We start from the raw sequence: 18519 nt of genomic DNA, 5'->3' as shown, positions 1-18519 counted from the left end.
TGGGCAACGGGAGGAGACACCTCCTTCCGTTGTTCCTTATATACTTACCCAAAAAAATAGACTTCCTATTAAATTTACGGAGGGGTAGTACGTGAATAAAAAAGTAGCTCTTTCCCTGCTTTCCGCTACAGTAATTTCCAGCATGGCTGCTTCCGCATTTGCAGCACCAAACCCTGGTATCTACATGGGCGGAGATGTTGACAGATATTACTCTTTGACAGATCTGATGAACCTGAACGCGCAAGGTATGGCTAAATTCAATACCGATCTTGGCAAAGCTGGTTCTAAAAACATCGTTTTCGTTGACTACGATAAAAAAGGTGCTTTCTTGGAAGAGATCTTCAATAGCACTGATGGTCTTGAGAAAGTTAAGAGAGACCTGAAACAGTCCGATTTTGAAGGTGTTTATACTCAAGTTAAGACCGACGGTACTGATGGTGCCACTTACGACCCACGTAACGACATCGATCCAGAGCCAGCTGGCGAGTTGAAAGTTGAGTCGGTAAGTGCTATTACCAAAAATGAAGTTAAAGTAACATTTGCTACCGACCTGACAGGAAAAGATATTAAACCTTCTAACTTTAACCTGGTTCAAAAAGACAACGAATACAACGAGCCGTACATTGACTCCGTATCCGTTTCTGGTAAAGTTGTTACTTTGACTCTTGGTGACAACTTGATCTCTGGAAAAACATATGTTGTAACTGTAAGCGGTTTGAGTGAGCAAGCACAAACTAAAGAAGTAACTTACAGCTTGGCTACTCCTGCATCCGTAACAATTGACACTTCTTATGTAACTGGAAAAACTGGTGATCAACTGAAAGCAACTGTTAAAGATGCTTCCGGAAACGATATCACTGGTGATTATCCAGTGAAATGGGAGACAAACAATGCAAATGTTGATGCTGATGGTAAACTGACTGGTAATATTGCAGCTGGTACAACTATCCTTGCAAAAGCATATGTAATGAATGGCACAACTAAGGTTTACTCTGCTCAAGCAGTGATCACTGTAGCTAATGCTACACCTACCACTTATGAAGGTTTCACAGTCGATGATGATGGTACTGTTGCAGACTATACAAAACTGGCTGCAACTGATATTAAAACATCTTTGAAAATGGGTGAAACTGGATACCTCTTCCCATTTGTTAAAGACCAATATGGTAACGTAATTACTACCAACAGCGGGTTCACTTTTACGTCTAAAAACCCAACTATCCTGGTTGTTGACTCCGCTACTGGTAAATTGACTCCTGTTGCAACTGGAACAGCTGTTGTACAAGTTGAGTCTGGTACTTTCAAAAAGCTTATCTCTATCGAAGTAAAAGCAGCTGCAAAACCTACAACTCTTACTGTTGCTGAATCGAGCGTAACATTGTCTGATAAAGCACCAGCTAAGGCAATTAAGGTTACAGTTAAGGATCAATATGGTGACCCTGTATCTGGTGCTACTGTAACAAAAACTGAGTCTACTACTACTGACTTCTCTGATGCTGCACTTGGCAATTCTGGTAAAACAGATGCCAAAGGGGAAATTACTCTTACAATTACTCCAAAAGCAGCTGGTACTGAAGCAGTTAAGCTTTCTGTAGGTGCTGCTCCAAATGCAGTTGAAGCAACTGTTAACGTAACTGTTACCGCTTCTACTGGTACTGTAACAGGGTATAAAATCGTCAACAGCGCTGACGACAATGTTCTCGACGCTAATGATGCAGCTGATGATGATCTTACTCTGAAACTGTATCCAGTTGATGCTAACGGTAACATCACTGGTCCTGCTGAAAATGCAGTTTGGACAGTAAAAGATTTCTCCAACGGATTTGTTTCCATCGATAACGATGGCGGTACTGCTGACGGTGTAACTGATTCTGCAGTAGGTTCAGTAACTGTAACTGCTAAGAAGAAAGGTACTGCAACTCTGACTGCTAAAGTTGGAAGCCTTGAAGTAGGTACTTTCGATGTAGTAGTTAACGATTCTAAACCAGTAATTGGATCTGTAGCTCTTACTAAAGCTACATTGACTGCTAAGCAATCTGATGCAGATGTATTGAGCGCAGTTTTGGCAAACATCACTGCAAAAGATACGACAGGCAAAGGTTTTGACAGAGACAATGATGGTACTTACGAACCAACTGGTGACGATATCTTGACAAGTGCTGAGGTAGCTGCTATTTACAGTAACAAGGCCACTGTTGTTCAAGGTGACACAGATGGTACTGTAAGCACACTCCCAATCGTTGGCGCTGGTGAAGCTACACTCACAATTACTTTTGCTGATTCTCTGAATCTTGCTCCATTGTCTTTGAAAGTTATTGTTAGTGATGACGTAGCCCCAACCGTGGCTGCTGGTAAAATCTCCATCACTGATAACACTACTCCTGCAGTAGATACTATTGCTGGTGCAGCTGGAGCAGTAACCGATGGAACAAAAGTGAGTGTATATAGTGATGCTGCACTGACTACACTGGTTGGTACCGCAACAGTAAAAGCTGATGGTTCCTTTGATGCTATCGACCTTGCAGACAAAGCAACAGGAACTGTTGACTATTATGTTGTAGCAGAAGATGCAGCTGGTAATAAAGCTGCTGCTGAGAAGATTTCCTACACTGCTGCTAAGTAATGATCGTGATTGGTGCGTGCCACCATCCGAAAAATGTCGAAAGGGTCTGTCTCGAAAGAGGCAGGCTCTTTCTTTTTCCCAAGTTCACTGCAAAACTTTCTGGTAGCTCACTGCATTTCCGTTCCCCGTGTATGCCCACCAGCAACCATCCAGCCACAGCAAGAATACCTTCCAAACTTCCCTCACTGTAAACTATAAAAACTGTAGTCAGTTCGACATAAATCTACAAATATCGGCATCAACAGCCGATAACCATAATAGACGTTCGATTCACCTCATCCCCTTAGTCTCTCTTGGCTAAGGGGTCTTTTCTTTTTTGCGTAACAACTCAAAACTCAAACATATATTATTTCCCTGATCCTACACCCGAAAGGAGGCAGAAATTCCGACTTCCGTCCATTCCACCGCTTGCAAAACAAATACATAGACGTCAACATCAACGCACACGTATACGTAGGCGTTGACGTAACCAAAATATCAGAGCAGGAGTGGACGAGATGAACGACACGAAATCAATCCTTGCTAGAGTACTTGCCCAGCAGGAAGCGAAAAAGGCCGCACAAGCAGCCGAAAACCAACAGCAGGGAGCTTCCATAGAGAGAGCAAATGTAGTACCTCTCAAGGCAGCGGAACAAAAAATCCAGGAAAGGGGGAACCATGCACCGAAACTGCTGGAAGGTCAACAGGCCAAGCCGTTGAGAGTAAAACCACGGCCAACAAACAAGGCAGAAGACACAGACAAAGCTTTCAAAGCGGAAACTGTACTGCCACCGTCACAGCAGCTGTCTTCAATGAAGATTCCGAAGAGACAGGCCCCGTTCGAGAAACGGTACAGAAGGGTCACGACGTACCTGGAGAACGGCGTGTACGACAAGGTACAGCAGCTGTACGAGTCAGGAGAGATCGACCGGATCAGCAACCTGGTCAACACGGCAGTCAGACTGTACCTGATGAAACACTACGGGTACGGCAGCAAAGTGTAGCCCGAAATCCCGCGCAGAATGCCTTGCACGAGGCGAAAAATCAGAAAGTGAACCAACCTACAGCCCTATGTCCCCAAGTGGATGTAGGGCTATTTACGTTGTGTTGCGGAAAGGAGCAAAAAGGGTGAAGCAAATCCAACTGTTCGAGCAATACCTGATCGAAAACGGCATCGTAACGAACACCTCCAGACCCATTCATAGAAGAAAAAAGTTGCCCACAAACTGTGGATAAACCTGTTATAAATTATCTGAATAGTATTATTACATTACGCGTGCTGCTGTTCTGAAAAGGCAGCTTTTTTCTCCATCTTAACAAAAACAGAACCCCCGTTGCGACTCACATGAACATCCTCTTCCCCTTGACCGAATAGACGCTATTTCCAACTCCTTTCCATAAAAAATCACCAGCTGAAACCCTCAGCTGGCTACAAAAACATTCCCCAAGATATTTGTTTAGACACTTCCATTTTATCAACTTGGATGAATAATGTAAACTTTATCATCAAATGGAAATTTAACGATTGCAAGTGACATCCTTCCATTCCTTGACATCCCTGATTCGTACAGTTATCCTAACAAATATTACCCGCCGCATGCTTGGGACATGGCAGTCAGTTTGCTGCCTTTCCGTGCGTATTCGATCAAGACCTGAGAATCAGCAGAAGAATGCCAAGTTTTCTATGTTGCAAAAGAATGTCACTATGCTATAGTGAATGACGAACGCAAACTCTATACTATATAGATGTAGAGATAAGTTGGGAGCGGTGCTATGTTATCCTTCTTGAAGAATTTAATGGGGAAGACACCTACCACGAAAGAGGTGCGAGAGCAGGTTCAGGAGGAATCCATTTTGTCCGCTTCTGATACCGAACAGTCTCATCAGGAAGCACAGGAGCAAAAAGAGACATCTGCCGGCGTCGTAACAGCGCTGTCCTTGCATCCATCGTGGGAAGCGCAGTTGAGTACGCAGGAGAAATACGCGCTGTCCTTTATGGCGCAGGAGCTGGAACCGCTGCTGGAAGGGAATATCTCTCTCGCAGGAATAGCGCTTGTTCCGCATGATGAAGGAATCGAAGTGACGGCGTTCATTCGCAACAGCTCGGACCGTCCGATCCGCCTGAAAGAAATGACGCTGGTGGTATTGTTCGGGGATCAGCAGTTGTTTACCCGCCAGGTGTTTGATCTGAGCGAGATAGGGGAAATTCCGCCGCGATCAGCCAGACCGTGGTCGTTTGTATTTACACGCGAACACTTCCTGCAAGCGAATGTACTTTTGGCTAACTGGAAGATCGCGTTCGAGATGGCGCAGAAAAAAATGGTGCTGCCGCAGCAGCTGGAACTGGAAGAGTCTTGGATCAAGGCGCTGTCGGATAAGCAGAAAAACAGCCTGATTGAGCTGGCGAAAAATCTCCCGGCTCTGAAAGAGGGAGAAGTCAATATCCAGAGTGTGCAAATTCGCCGCTCCCCGGAAGGAGCGCTTCACGTCATGCTGTTGATTCGCAACGGTTCTAAACAGTCGCTCTCCTTTGAAAAGCTGCCGCTCGCGCTCTATGATGCGACAGGGGCAAAGGTGGCAGAAGGATTGTTCGAGCTTGGCAACCTGACCGTGAATGCCAATACGAGCAAGCCGTGGCTGTTTATTTATCCTCCGGAAAGCATTTTGGTGGAGCAGCCGGACCTGTCGCGCTGGAAGGTAAGTGTTCCGCAGCAGGCGTAGAGAGTCTGGTTTGCATGGGCAGTGTGGGAATGTTTATCATGGAGAGAGATACTTCGTTCGGGCCCGGACGTGTGAGGAGGTAACCCATGTTTTCTTTTGTGAAAAATTTCTTTGGCAAGCAGCAGGGTGAAAAATCCCTGGAGGATTTGAAAAAAGAGATTCAGGAAGAGTCTGCGATTGATATTGCAGAGCTGAAAGATACTGAGGTGGAAGTGGAAAACAAGGCGGAGGCGGGTGCATCCGGCAAGCCTGACAGAGTGCGCACAGAACTGTCCCTGCATCCGATGTGGGAGCAGGAGCTGGATGCAGAGAAAAAATACACGCTGCGCTTTTTGCAGGCAGAGCTGCCTGAGATGGCGCGAGGCTTGATTAGCGTAACGGGCTTCAGCTTGATTCCCCAGCCGAACGGAATGACCGTGGCGTTGTTTTTCCGCAATGCGACAGATAAGCCTGTGCGCTTCAAGAACATCGGGCTGGCGATTTATTTGGACGACAAACCGTTTGCGCGGATGAGAGTCGACCTGTCGGATATGGGCAGCATCCCGCCGCATACAAGCCGTCCGTGGGAAGTGCATTTCCCGGAAGAGAGCTACCTGCACGACAATTTCATGTTCAGCCGTTGGAAAGTCGTGATGAAAGCAGGGAAAAGATCGCATATCTGGCCGAGCACACTGGAGCTGGACCCGGATATGGAAAGCCGCATGACACAGCGTCAAAAAGACCGTCTGGAATCGCTCGCGTACTCTTTGCCGCCGATCCCGGTCAATACGGTGCACATTACCGGGTTTGACATCGGGAAGACAAAAGACGGAAAGCTGGTGGCCGCCTTGCTGTTCCGCAACGGGCTGTCCAAGGATTATCAGCCTGACCAGCTGAAAATCACCATTTCCGATATGGATGGGGATGTCGTGGCGCGAGGGGTTGTAAATGCCAGCAAGATTCGCGTGAAACCGGGGAACAGCCGCCCGTGGCTGGTTGTATTCCCGCCGGAATTTGTGAAAAAGCCGGATGCCAATCTGCGTAGATGGACTCTTGAAGTAGAATAGGCGCAAGAGTTCCATACTGCAGCAATAAGGAGGTTGTTATATGAGTTGGTTATTGGAAAACTGGTTTGGCTCCAAGGAAAGTCTGGAGCAGGTACGTGAAGATATTCATGAGCATTTGCATAAAGAGTTTTACCTGGGGGTGTCGGGAATTGACAACCCGCAGCAATCGGCGAACAGGATTGAGGCCAAAGAGCTGTTTTTGACGATGAACGGTCCTTGGGACGATCAACTGGATGAGGCGGAGCAGGAGCTGCTGCAGTACATCCACGACGAGCTGCCTCCGGTCGTTCGCGACGAGGTTGGCATTATTCCGTTCTATACGCAGGTGACGGCGGAAGGCTACCTGGTGCTGACTTACATTCGCAATGCGACAAACCGCAATGTTCTGTTGCAGAAGTTGCCGCTGACTCTCGTGACGGCAGACGGCGAAGAAGTAGCGAGAAAGACGTTTGATTTGATGGAAAAAGGTCCTGTTGGCCACATGGCCAGCCGTCCGATGGAATTTATGTTCCGTTGGGAGGAGTTCGACCGCATCCCTGACAAGGAAGTGCCGCTGACTCTGACCTTTAAAAAGCCGGAAAAACGCCGCGTCGAGGAGAGTGAAGACTTGAATATCGGCCTGAGTGCGGACGAACAAGCACACTATGTACAAAAGGCGAAAGAGAAAGCTCCTGTGGAGCAAGGACAGGTAGATTTGCAAGTCCTCGACATCAAGCCAGGCAAGGATAAAGGGCTGAAAGTCGTGGTTGTATTCCGCAACGGACTGGAGAAGCGCCTGGAGTTTACCGAGGTGCCGATCATCGTTCACGACAAGGCTGGCGATGCGGTTGCCCGTGTCAACTACACCCTGGAAAACATGAAGGTGGAAGCAAACAGCCAGCGCATCTGGGCGTTTGACATCCCGGCTACTTCGATCAAAAAGTCGGAAGTGAACGTGGAGGAGTTGACTGCCTTTATTCCAAAGGCGCGTCAACGCAAAAATGACAAAGCAGCATACGCGGAGCCTGGGTTCGAAGACAACAAAGGCCTGCTGCAATAATCGAAAAACCCTTTTTGCCCATGGTGAAAAGGGTTTTTCTCCTGCTAAAACGTTCCAAATCTTGGGGAAACAGGGTTGCTTTTCGTCCTTTTCATCCGCTATGCTAGGACGAGAAGCACAATACTTGAGTATCTTTTTGAACGTACGGGAAATGGTAAGCGCACGCGTTTATTGGTTTCGCTACGTTAAGAAAACCTTCCACTACAGCGCGGGCGCTCCAGGGAGAGAGCTGCGACAGAGGTTTTCTTGCTGCGCTCGTTGCAGGGGAAAGTAAGGAAGGACTGTTTTTTATGAAAAAATCGATTCACATAGCCGTGTCATTAGCGATGCTGCTCACGCTTGCTCCGCTAGGCGCACGGGCTGCACTTGCTGCCGCGCCTGCTTCCAACGACAGCTATCTGAGCAATCAGCTGCACATCAGCCAGATCAAGGCAGACAAGGCATGGTCGGTCGTCAACAGCAACCAGGCGATTACGATTGCCGTTCTCGATTCAGGAGCGGACTACAACCATCCTGATTTGAAAGGGAATCTGCTGCCGGGCGTCAATCTGGTCAACCCCGGAAAATCCGCGCAGGATGACAACGGGCACGGTACAGAAGTGATCGGGGTTCTCGCGGCAAAAGGCAACAACGGCATCGGGGTTGCAGGGGTAGTCTGGAATGCCCGGATTTTGCCGATCAAGATTTTGAACAAAGACGCTGTGACAAATGTGGATATGATCGCAAAAGGGATCAATACTGCACTCGACAGGGGAGCAAAAGTCATCCTGATGTCGTTTAGCAGCCTTTCCTATTCCCGCTCCTTGAGAGAGGCAATCGACCGGGCGGAGAGAAGCGGAGCGGTCCTCGTCGCAGCGAGCGGCAACGAAGCAAGCCGCGTGGCCTATCCGGCAGCCTACCCGACGGTGGTTGCGGTAGGGGCTGTGAACGGGAAAAACCAGGTGATCTCTCAGTCGAATACAGGGCCCGAGCTGAATCTTGTGGCGCCGGGGCTTAACGTATATACGACGAAGCTGGGCGGAAAGTACGGATCGTTTTCCGGTACATCGGCCGCAGCGCCTCAAGTGGCAGGAGCGGCGGCCCTGATCCTGGCGCGTTATCCCAAGCTGACGCCGCTCGATGTCAGGCAATTGCTTTACCAGACGGCTACCGACCTTGGCGAGAGCGGCTGGGATCGGCAGACAGGCTACGGACTGCTGGACGTGAACAAGGCAGTGCGCAGCGCACTCTCCAGTGACTTTTTGGAGCCGAACAACACATTGCAGCGGGCCAAGGCATTCCCGATTGAACAGCAAATCCGCGGCAACCTGGGGCCGAACGACACGGTCGACTGGTTTAAGATGGACGTACCGTATGACGGCAAAGTCAGCTTTACGGCGAAGATTAACTCCGGGGTATCCTCCGCCATGGCGGCTACCTTTTACTCCGAAAACCGGACGTCGATTACGCATTATTTTGGAAACGGGGATACCGTTACCGTCCCGGCAAAAGCGGGCAGGATGAACATCAAGCTGATGCGAAACGGCGGCGTCAATGCGTTTACATACGTGCTGACGAGCAAGTTCACGATCAACCCGGACCGCAATGAGCCAAACGATACGATGGCGACGGCAAGACCGCTTGTCGGCAACCAGATCAGCGTCACGGGCAACTTCCACCAGGAGGGCGACCAGGACTGGTTCTCCTACTACGTCCGCGAGTACGGGCATCTGGATGTGACAGTGACGCCCGACAACAAGCGGGTGGACCTGGTGCTTGCCATAGGGAAGCAGAACGGAAATAATACGGTTTGGGACCCGATCTACGACAACGACGACCGCGATCACCCGGCTGAGCGTGCGAGCAAGGAAGTCTCTCCGGGAAAATACTACATTCGGGTCAGCGAGTATCAGCAAAATGCGGTAAACGGTGAATACCGCCTGGATCTCGGTTTCACTCCGCTGAAAAAAGACCTGAACGAACCGAATGACACGTACAGCAGGGCCTCGCCGCTCGCCGCCGGAGGGGTCATGACCGGAACCATCCCGACGGCATCGGATTCAGACTGGTTTCAATTTACGCTCCATACAGATTCGTACGTCACCATTCGCGCTCCGTTCATTCCCGTATCCAGCGGGTTTCGCATCGCCCTTTACAGCGAGAAAAACATGAACTACGCGCTCGCATCGACAAATGAAGTGGCAGAGCTGTCCGACCGGGGCAAGGAGATTTTCAGCCTGCGGTTGCCAAAAGGCAAGTATTACGTGCGCCTGAACAGCGGCATTCCGTTCAAGTACGATGCTTACAAACTGACGGTCACGCAGCAGCCGCTCGTCTCGGGGTATCGGGATATTTCCGACCACTGGGCGCGTACAGAGATTGCCAGGCTGAGCTCCAAAGGCATTGTCAAAGGCTTTGACGATGCGACGTTCAAGCCCAACCAGGCAGTCACCCGCGCCCAGTTTGCCACCATGCTGCTGCAGACGATGCGCGCTACTGGCTCCAAAGTAGCTACCACCTATTCGGGAAAGGAAGCATTTTCTGATCTGCCAAAAAAGCATTGGGCGTACAACACCCTTGGAGTGGCTTATCAGCTCGGGATCTTGAAGGGGTATCCTGACAGTCAAATCAAGCCTGACCTGGCTGTTTCGCGGGCGGAAATGGCTGTGATGATCGCCAGGGCGAAGGGCTTGGCGCTGAACAGCCGAAGAACATCGAGCTATCGCGATGTTCCGGCCGACCACTGGGCAGCTCCGGCAATCGGGGCCATGACGGCGAGAAACTGGCTGAATGGGTACGGCTCGAACTTCAAGCCCCAGGGAAGCGCTACGCGGGCCGAGGTTGTTGTATTGCTCGCCAAGTCGTATCAAGTGTAAGCGTACAAGCGAAAACGTACAGCCTCGCCGGATCGCACACGGAAAAGCGCACAGCAGATCACCTCAGATGCTTCCCGCAGGCAATTCAGCAGCGTTTTTCCCAGGGCGGTTTCGGCCAAAAAAGTCCTCTGTAAAAGTCTATTGACACCACCTCAAAAAACAATTATTCTATAATCCGTAATGGATACTCTTATCCAGAGCAGGCGGAGGGACTGGCCCTATGAAGCCCGGCAACCGTCTGGAGCGGTGCTAACCAGCAGGACGGAAATCTGTTCTGGCCGATAAGAGGATGAAGGAAGCTAAAAGCGCTCAAACCTTTTCCTCCAAAAGATGGAAAAGGTTTTTTATTTGCGTTTACGTCGATAAAATCCTGATTCGGCTACCAAACTATTTGTATGAGGTCAAAGGAGGTATTTTCTCATGGCTTTGCAAAAGGGTCGTCGTCTGTTCACATCGGAGTCTGTTACCGAAGGACATCCGGATAAAATTTGTGACCAAATTTCCGACTCCATTCTGGATGCGATTTTGGCCAAGGATCCAAACGCTCGTGTAGCTTGCGAAACTTCCGTAACTACCGGTCTGGTTCTCGTAGCAGGTGAAATCACCACCAACACGTACGTAGACATCCAAAAGCTGGTTCGCGACACTATTCGTGAAATCGGTTATGATCGTGCAAAGTTCGGCTTTGACGCTGACACTTGCGGCGTTATCACTGCGATCGGCGAGCAATCCGCTGACATCGCTCTTGGCGTAGACCAGGCACTGGAAGCGCGCGAAGGCAAAATGACTGACGCTGAGATCGAAGCAATCGGTGCAGGCGACCAAGGACTGATGTTCGGCTTTGCTTGCAACGAAACTCCTGAGCTGATGCCACTGCCGATCAGCATGTCCCACAAGCTGGCGCGCCGTCTGACTGAAGTTCGCAAAAACGGCACCCTCGCTTACCTGCGTCCTGACGGCAAAACGCAAGTAACGGTTGAGTACGATGGAGACAAACCAGTTCGCATCGACACAATCGTTATTTCTACTCAACACGCTCCAGAAGCGACATTGGAGCAAATCAAGCAAGACCTGATGGAACATGTCATCAAACCAGTTGTTCCAGCCGAACTGCTGGACGCTGATACCAAATACTTCATCAACCCGACTGGCCGTTTCGTCATCGGCGGACCTCAAGGGGATGCTGGCTTGACTGGCCGCAAAATCATCGTAGATACTTACGGTGGCTACGCTCGTCACGGCGGCGGCGCGTTCTCCGGTAAGGATCCGACGAAAGTAGACCGTTCCGGTGCTTACGCTGCTCGTTACGTAGCGAAAAACATCGTGGCTGCCGGCCTGGCTGACAAATGCGAAGTGCAAGTGGCTTACGCCATTGGTGTAGCACAGCCTGTATCCATCTCTGTCGATACGTTCGGTACAGGAACCGTTTCCGAAGAAGACCTGGTGAAACTGATCCGCAAACACTTCGACCTGCGTCCGGCTGGCATCATCAAGCAGCTCGACCTGCGTCGTCCTATCTACAAACAAACAGCGGCTTATGGCCACTTTGGACGCAATGACCTGAATGTTCCTTGGGAGCAAACAGACAAAGCAGAAATTTTGAAGCAAGAAGCCGCTCAACTGGCAAAATAAGAACGACAACAAGCAAGAGCCTGGTAATGCTACTGGGCTCTTTTTGTTATGGGGAAATTTTCCATTTTTTAGTGGGTCTTGATCGAAGGGAAAATGTAGGACTGTGTCGAATCTCCTAGAGAGGAAAATAAGGAGGGGTTTCTTTGCCGAACAGAAGGCTCTTCCTGACCGTGTTTGTTATTTGTTTGCTGCTCATTGTGTCTACAGTAGGGATTGGTCATTTTTACCAATTTAAAAATAATGCGCAAAAAGCGCAACCTTTTCCCCAAGTAGATACGTCTATAAGCATAAGCGCGGCGGAAATTGCTGAGCCAAACGTCACGCAGAATGAAAAAGCAACGGTAGAGCCGAAAAAGTGGTATAACAATCAGGTAGTCGTTCTGACGTATCACCATGTCACGGATGAATCAGGTCAGCGGTACGTGATTTCGTCGGAGCAATTTGCAAAACATATGTCGTTTTTGCACGAAAACGACTTGCATCCGATCTCGCTGGATGAGTTTTTGCGGTTTGTGGATACAGGGAGCTTGCCGACAGAGAATGCTGTCCTGATTACGTTTGACGACGGCTATGAGAGTTATTACACGGAGGCTTTTCCCATCTTGCGTACATACGGCTACCCGTCAGTGAACTTTGTGATTGCAGGGCGCTTGCGAGATGTAGCTGATCGAAAACGGGAGAACATGACGACGCCGCTGACGCGTCAGCAAGTCATGGAAATGCTTCACTCCGGGCTGGCTGATATTGGTTCGCATACGTACAGCCTGCACGAAGAGGAAGCACGGAATGAATGGGGAGAGATGGGACCGGAGACGGCGCCCGTCTACTTGCAAGATTTAAAACGATTGGAAAATGAGGAAGAATACAGGGATCGACTTTACGTTGATTTCAGTATGTCTCGTGTAGGCTTGAACAAATGGATGGGCCGGGAGATAAAAGCGATTTCATTGCCTTTTGGCTATACGAATCCCATCGTACTGGAGACAGCGCGGCAGGCGGGCTACGGATATGTCTTTACTTCTACACCCGGTTTTGTGAAAAAAGGGGTAGATCCGTTCGCCATCCCGCGAAATGATGTGGGACTGCGAGATGTAGATGAGGTCATACTCCATCAGTTGTTCACGAAGGCGAAAAAAGAGTTCGAAGGAGAACAATCATGAACAAAGTGATCGACATCAGCGTGCTGGATGGGGTGATTAAGAGAACCATTGAAACCGTGGAAACGAGTAAAACGCAAATTTTTGATATAGCCGAAAACGCCAGGCAGCAAGGCAACTCGTTAAAATTCGAATTGCACGAGCTTCGGCAGGAAATCTCGAAGGTCATCCAAAAAGTCGATGCGCTGGAGCTGGCCTATCGCAAGTCGCGCAACAGGCTCGTTCAAGTAAGCCGCAACTTCCACATGTATACGGAAGACGACATTCGCATCGCCTACGAGGAAGCGAGCCGGATTCAGGTGGAGCTATCCATCTACCGCGAGCGGGAAAACAACCTGAAGCGCCGGCGAAACGATCTGGAGCGGCAACTGCGGACGCTGGAGGAAACCATCGTTCGCGCTGAGAAGCTGGTTTCCCAGATGGGTGTCGTGCTCGGTTATTTGACTGGTGATCTGAGCAAGATCGGAGTAGCGCTGGAATCGGCCAAGCAGACTCAATTGATGGGGCTGAAGATCATCCAGGCCCAGGAAGAAGAACGCAAGCGTGTCGCGCGCGAGATTCACGACGGGCCGGCCCAATCGATGGCAAACGTCGTGCTGCGCTCCGAAATCGTGGAGCGCATGCTGAAAAACGAGCGTATTTTGGAAGCGCAAATGGAGCTGCACGAACTGAAAGAAATGGTCCGGCTGAGCCTGGCTGATGTAAGACGGATTATTTTTGACCTTCGCCCAATGGCTCTGGATGACCTTGGACTGGTGCCCACTCTGCAAAAATATATCCAGACGTGCGAAGAACGTATCCATGCTGCCATTGATCTGGTAGTATTTGGTGTGGAGCCGCCGCTGCGCAGTTCTGTCAAGGCTGCGATTTTCCGTCTCGTGCAGGAATGCCTGAACAACGTGGAAAAGCATGCGAAAGCTTCTTCGGTACAAGTGAAGCTGGAGTTTCTGCAGGAGTCGCTGAGTCTCGTCGTCAAAGACGATGGAGTCGGATTCGATCTGGAAAAGCGCATGGCAAACGGCAACTCCTTTGGGCTTTTGGGAATGCGAGAGCGCGTGCAGCTGCTGGAAGGCAGTGTGGATTTGCAATCGACTCCGGGCGAAGGAACAAAGGTAATTTTTCAAATACCGTTAAAAGTATGAACCGATACAGATCATGTACACAGGGGGATGAAACATGGATAAGAGACAGCAAGAGCTCCGCATTGTGATTGTGGACGACCATCAATTGTTCCGCGAGGGAGTTAAACGTATTTTGGAAATGGAAGAGGATTTCAAGGTCGTCGGTGAAGGGGCGGACGGCGGAGATGCTGCGCTGCTTGCGGAAGAGCACAAGCCGGACGTTTTGCTGATGGACATCAACATGCCGAACATCAACGGCGTCTCTGCTGCAGAAAATGTCATTTCAGTGAGTCCCTCCACGCGAGTCATCATGCTCTCTATTCACGATGACGAGGGCTACGTCTATCGCACGCTGCGTTCCGGCGCGTCCGGCTACCTGCTCAAAGAGATGGGCACCTCCGACCTGGTGGAAGCTGTACGCGTGGTAGCCAGCGGCGGCGCTTACATACACCCAAAGGTGACAGGCAAGCTGATTGAGGAGTTCCGTCGCCTGAGTGAGAATGAGGGGACGGCAGAGCGCAGCTTCTCTGTGGATGAATCGCAAGCCATCGATCCAAAAGTGATCGAATCGCTGACCCGCCGCGAGCGGGAAGTGCTGCAGCTGATGGCGGAAGGAAAAAGCAACCGGGCTATCGGGGAATTTTTGTTCATCAGCGAAAAGACAGTGAAAAATCACGTCAGCAGCATTTTGCAAAAGCTGAATGTCCAGGACCGGACGCAGGCTGTTGTCATCTCGATTAAAAACGGCTGGGTGAAGCTGTAGAGTCAGGCAACGCGTCCCGTTGGCACCCTGTTCAAGCCATCCGGCATACCTTTTTATAGGAGGGGGTATGACCGTGATGGAAGAACTGGTTGTATGGCTGTTGGCGGCTTTTGGCTGCTGCTCGCTGCTTGTGATGATAGCGGAGCAATGGACCAGTCGGATGAACAGCATGACCGAACTCCCGCAAGAGCACTATCGTTTGTTGGTACACAATTCGGAGCAGGTTTTGGAGCGGGCCGTAAGAAAGCTTCTGTTGCGCTCCTACTGGAGTGGCAAGCCTGTCCGGATTACCTTGATAGAAGAAGGGTCTACGGACGATTCGGCGCGGATGGTGACGATTTTGGCGCGAGAGCCGTACTGCTGCGGCTTGGGAGTGGCAGACGATCCTGTAGAGCTTGCAACAGGAGCAATCGTGATTGATCTGCGACAGAAGCGGGAAGGAGCCTGACTTTTTTAGGGGAAATGAATAGACATGCAAGGCTGTCGAACGAGTCGGCAGCCTTTTTGTGTTCTCTGAAAAATTTTTGCCGACCCTGCTTGTCTTTTTGCACAATGGAGGCAGAAAGCAGCCAAGGAATGGGGGAGGCAAATGCGCGAGTACCTGCTGTATATCAAGTGCGGCACAGGAGCAGTGCCGTCTGTCCAGACGTATGTGACGCCGAGCTTTTCTGTTGATCGAGCTTTTTGGCAGGAGCGGGAGGGCGGTGTGCTGCATGTGATTGGCAAGACTTCGTCGCTTGCCTTGGCCTTTTTCTTGCGCGAGAAAATAAACGAACGGTTGCGCAAGCGCGCGAGGGTGACGGATACGCTGGTCGCGGAGCTGCGGGGGCTGGCCGCGGCCAAGGTCAGGGAGGCGAGCGCGCTATACGGGCGGGAAGTGGCAAGGAGACGGGCAGAGCTGTATCGTGCAGTGCCCAGCGGCCAGGGACTGGATCGCGTCGATGGCGGGGAGCATCCGGCACATTTGCGCCAGCCTGTTCCGCATAAGGAGTGGTTTGCCTGGGAGGAAATAGCGTGCAAGGAGACAGCAGCGCCGTATCTTTCCCGGATGGATGCGCTGCAAGCCATACCCGCACCTTCCACGCCAGAGGGAGGGCCTGACAGCACGGTGAGAGAGCTGCTGGATGGTCGCGCCCTGCTCTGGGAGGAAATCGGGACGCTGCTGCAAAAGCGGGGAGTGGAAGTAGATGATCTCGCTGCTGTATTGCACAGGCAAGTGCTGACAGGAAAAGCGCAGTGGCTGCCTGGGGTGCGGATTGACGTGTGCAGCAGCTGGTGGCAAAGCCGCCTTGTCCTGACCTGTGAGCGATGCGGCAGTACGGGACGGACGATTGAGCTGACCTTTTGCCATAGTTGCGGGCAAGGCTGCGCATATTGCACGGTTTGTCTTGGGATGGGCAGGAGCAAATGCTGCACGCCGTATATTTTGCTGGCTGCAAGCGGCTCTCCGGCTGTGCGTCGATACAAGGGTACAGCCCCGGACACAGCGCCTTCGCGGCTGGAGTGGACAGGCAGCTACTCGGACGACCAGGCGAGAGCTGCCGAGCGCGCTCGGCGGTTTGTCGCGAATCTGCGCCCCGGCCTTTCCGAGTTTTTGATCTGGGCCGTTTGCGGAGCTGGCAAGACCGAGCTGCTTTTTCCTTCCGTAGCAGAGGGGCTTGCGGCGGGAGGTCGCGTACTGATTGCGACTCCGCGCAAAGACGTAGTGCTGGAGCTGGCCCCGCGCATCCAACGGGTGTTCCCCCACGCGCGGGTGATTGCCGTCCACGGCGCAAGCGCTGAAAAGTGGGAAGAGAGCGACATCACAATCGCGACGACCCATCAGGTTTTGCGCTATTACCGCCGCTTTCTGCTGGTTGTGCTCGACGAGGCCGATGCGTTTCCGTATCACAATAATCCCGTCCTCTACCGGGCGCTGGCCAGAGCTGTACACCAGGCGGGAAAGCTGCTTTATTTGAGCGCGACCCCACCGCGCTATTTGCAAAAGCGACTGGTTTCAAACGCTCGTTTAACTGGGCGCGGCGCAAAGACTCATCCGCTTTTTTCCGCCACACACGTCCTTTTGCCGGGTCGCTATCACGGCTTTCCGCTGCCCGTTCCCGAGATTCGCACAGTTCGCAGCCTGCACAAGCGCGTTCGGGCGAATCGGGCGGTACGCTCACTGACAGAGGCGGTGAATCGGTCGCTCGCTTCCGAACGGCAAGTTTTCGTGTTTGTCCCGCGGATTGATGACGTAGATGTGGTGCTAACCTATTTGCAAAAGTGGTTGCCGACTCATGCCGAACAGATGGCGGGTGTCCATGCTGCGGACGCGATGCGCGAGGAAAAGGTGCTCGGCTTTCGGCAAAAGCGCTATACTCTCATGGTAACGACGACGATTTTGGAGCGGGGGGTAACCATCCCGAAGAGCGATGTGATTGTTGTTGGCGCGGAAGCACCTGTCTTTGACGAAGCTTCTCTGGTGCAGATCGCCGGGCGTGTGGGCAGGTCGTTCGATGATCCGGCAGGCACCGTGCTGTTTTTGCAGGCAGAACGCGCTCAGGCGCCCAGGCTTGCGGTCCGGCAAATTACCCGGATGAACCAGCTTGCAAACAGGCTGGCAAAAGGAAGAGAGCATTCATGAAGCAGAGGACATGTGTCACCTGCGGCGGACGTGTGCATACGCCCAAAAGGGAAGGGGCTGTCCGTGAACTTGCGGTCCGGCTTTCCCGTCCCGCCACCTATCCGGCGATCTATCGCTTGCTGCACAGTCTGTCTGTTTGCGCAAGCTGTCTGGAATCGCTGCCGTTTATCGGAGAGGAAATCTGCCGACAGTGCGGGCGGGACATGCGAGCAGAGCGGTACATCAGCGAGGGGCGCTGCCGCGACTGTGTCAGGGAGGCAGACGAGCCGCTGCAGGGAAATCGCAGTTTGCTGCGGTACGATCAGGACGGCAAAAGCATGCTCAGCCTGTTCAAATACCGCGGCGATGAGCGTCTGGCTGACTATTACGGGACGCTTTTGGCCATCGCGGCCTTTCGTTTCTACACTCTGTCAGGTTTTGCCTGCATCGCCGCTGTTCCCCTTCATGCAAGACGGCTGCAGGAGCGCGGATTCAACCAGGCAGACCTGCTGGCCGCCCGCTTGGGGCGTGCAACCGGAATCCCGGTGCAACCCCTGCTCAGGCGCACAAAAGAGACAGAGAAGCTAAGCAAGCAGTGGGGACGCGCATCCCGGCAGGAAAGCATGCGGGAGGCCTTTTCGTGGGACGAGAGGGCGGTGCTCCCGGGGGGTGCCTGTGTCGGTTCTGATAGCCGGGGTGACGATCATCAGAATCTGACCAAGCAAATTGCTGCTGAGATCGGTTTTTTGCTTGGCAGTTGGTTCAGTCTGCGCTCTGCCATCTCGCATGACTCGCCAGCCAATACCGCTTCGCCCTCCAATCACCGAAAAACGTTGCCCGCGGGTCTCCCAAAGATCCTTCTGGTCGATGACATTTACACAACCGGATCGACCCTTCGTTCTTGCGCCAGGACATTGCGGGCACATTTGGGGCCAGTTTGCAAAATTTATTCCTTGACAATGTATGAGTAAAATGTTCGTG

13 protein-coding genes and 1 riboswitch are annotated in these 18519 nt (G+C 51.6%); all 13 genes read left to right on the top strand.

What is annotated here, in order from left to right; translation table 11 throughout:
• Positions 1–91: 91 nt before the first annotated feature.
• The 13 genes from EDM57_RS00385 to EDM57_RS23525 all read left to right on the top strand — a co-directional run bounded on the left by EDM57_RS00385 (position 92) and on the right by EDM57_RS23525 (position 18509).
• Entirely contained in the window at positions 92–2623 is a 2532-nt protein-coding gene (locus EDM57_RS00385; protein WP_122902802.1) for an Ig-like domain-containing protein, read from the top strand.
• A gap of 497 nt (positions 2624–3120) precedes the next feature.
• Positions 3121–3606 carry a hypothetical protein gene (locus EDM57_RS00380; protein WP_122902801.1) on the top strand — a complete coding sequence of 162 codons (486 nt, stop codon included), beginning with the start codon at positions 3121–3123 and terminating at the stop codon, positions 3604–3606.
• A 769-nt stretch (positions 3607–4375) separates the two neighbouring features.
• Positions 4376–5323 (top strand): accessory Sec system S-layer assembly protein, encoded by a 948-nt coding sequence (locus EDM57_RS00375; protein WP_122902800.1) that lies wholly within the window; start codon positions 4376–4378, stop codon positions 5321–5323.
• A gap of 86 nt (positions 5324–5409) precedes the next feature.
• A complete protein-coding gene (locus tag EDM57_RS00370; RefSeq protein ID WP_122902799.1) occupies positions 5410–6369 on the top strand; it encodes an SLAP domain-containing protein in 960 nt (319 codons plus the stop codon).
• Between the two features lie 40 nt (positions 6370–6409).
• Positions 6410–7408, top strand: coding sequence for an SLAP domain-containing protein (locus EDM57_RS00365; protein WP_122902798.1), 999 nt, complete (start codon positions 6410–6412; stop codon positions 7406–7408).
• A gap of 290 nt (positions 7409–7698) precedes the next feature.
• Entirely contained in the window at positions 7699–10263 is a 2565-nt protein-coding gene (locus tag EDM57_RS00360) for a S8 family peptidase (protein WP_122902797.1), read from the top strand.
• Positions 10264–10450: 187 nt separating this feature from the next.
• Positions 10451–10551, top strand: a riboswitch (SAM riboswitch).
• 132 nt (positions 10552–10683) lie between these two features.
• Positions 10684–11895 carry a methionine adenosyltransferase gene (metK, locus tag EDM57_RS00355; protein ID WP_122902796.1) on the top strand — a complete coding sequence of 404 codons (1212 nt, stop codon included), beginning with the start codon at positions 10684–10686 and terminating at the stop codon, positions 11893–11895.
• Between the two features lie 143 nt (positions 11896–12038).
• A complete protein-coding gene (locus tag EDM57_RS00350) occupies positions 12039–13055 on the top strand; it encodes a polysaccharide deacetylase family protein (RefSeq protein ID WP_122902795.1) in 1017 nt (338 codons plus the stop codon).
• The gene (locus EDM57_RS00345; protein WP_122902794.1) at positions 13052–14194 is read left to right on the top strand and encodes a sensor histidine kinase; all 1143 of its coding nucleotides are present in this window, start codon (positions 13052–13054) and stop codon (positions 14192–14194) included. Before EDM57_RS00350 ends, EDM57_RS00345 begins: the two co-directional genes overlap by 4 nt.
• 34 nt (positions 14195–14228) lie before the next feature.
• Positions 14229–14936, top strand: a complete 708-nt coding sequence (locus EDM57_RS00340; RefSeq protein ID WP_122902793.1) for a response regulator — start codon at positions 14229–14231, stop codon at positions 14934–14936.
• Positions 14937–15012: 76 nt separating this feature from the next.
• Positions 15013–15384 carry a glycosyltransferase family 2 protein gene (locus EDM57_RS00335; RefSeq protein ID WP_246005702.1) on the top strand — a complete coding sequence of 124 codons (372 nt, stop codon included), beginning with the start codon at positions 15013–15015 and terminating at the stop codon, positions 15382–15384.
• A 141-nt stretch (positions 15385–15525) separates the two neighbouring features.
• On the top strand, positions 15526–17559 hold the full coding sequence (locus tag EDM57_RS00330) for an ATP-dependent helicase ComFA (RefSeq protein WP_122902791.1): 2034 nt from the start codon (positions 15526–15528) through the stop codon (positions 17557–17559).
• Positions 17556–18509, top strand: a complete 954-nt coding sequence (locus tag EDM57_RS23525) for a ComF family protein (protein WP_211338194.1) — start codon at positions 17556–17558, stop codon at positions 18507–18509. The genes EDM57_RS00330 and EDM57_RS23525 overlap by 4 nt, the downstream gene beginning before the upstream one ends.
• The last annotated feature ends 10 nt before the right edge of the window (positions 18510–18519 follow it).

The sequence above is a fragment of the Brevibacillus gelatini genome (genome assembly GCF_003710935.1).
GTDB classification, from domain to species: domain Bacteria; phylum Bacillota; class Bacilli; order Brevibacillales; family Brevibacillaceae; genus Brevibacillus; species Brevibacillus gelatini.
The sequence above is the reverse complement of the archived record's forward strand: the minus strand, read 5'-3'. Positions and strand labels throughout refer to the sequence as shown.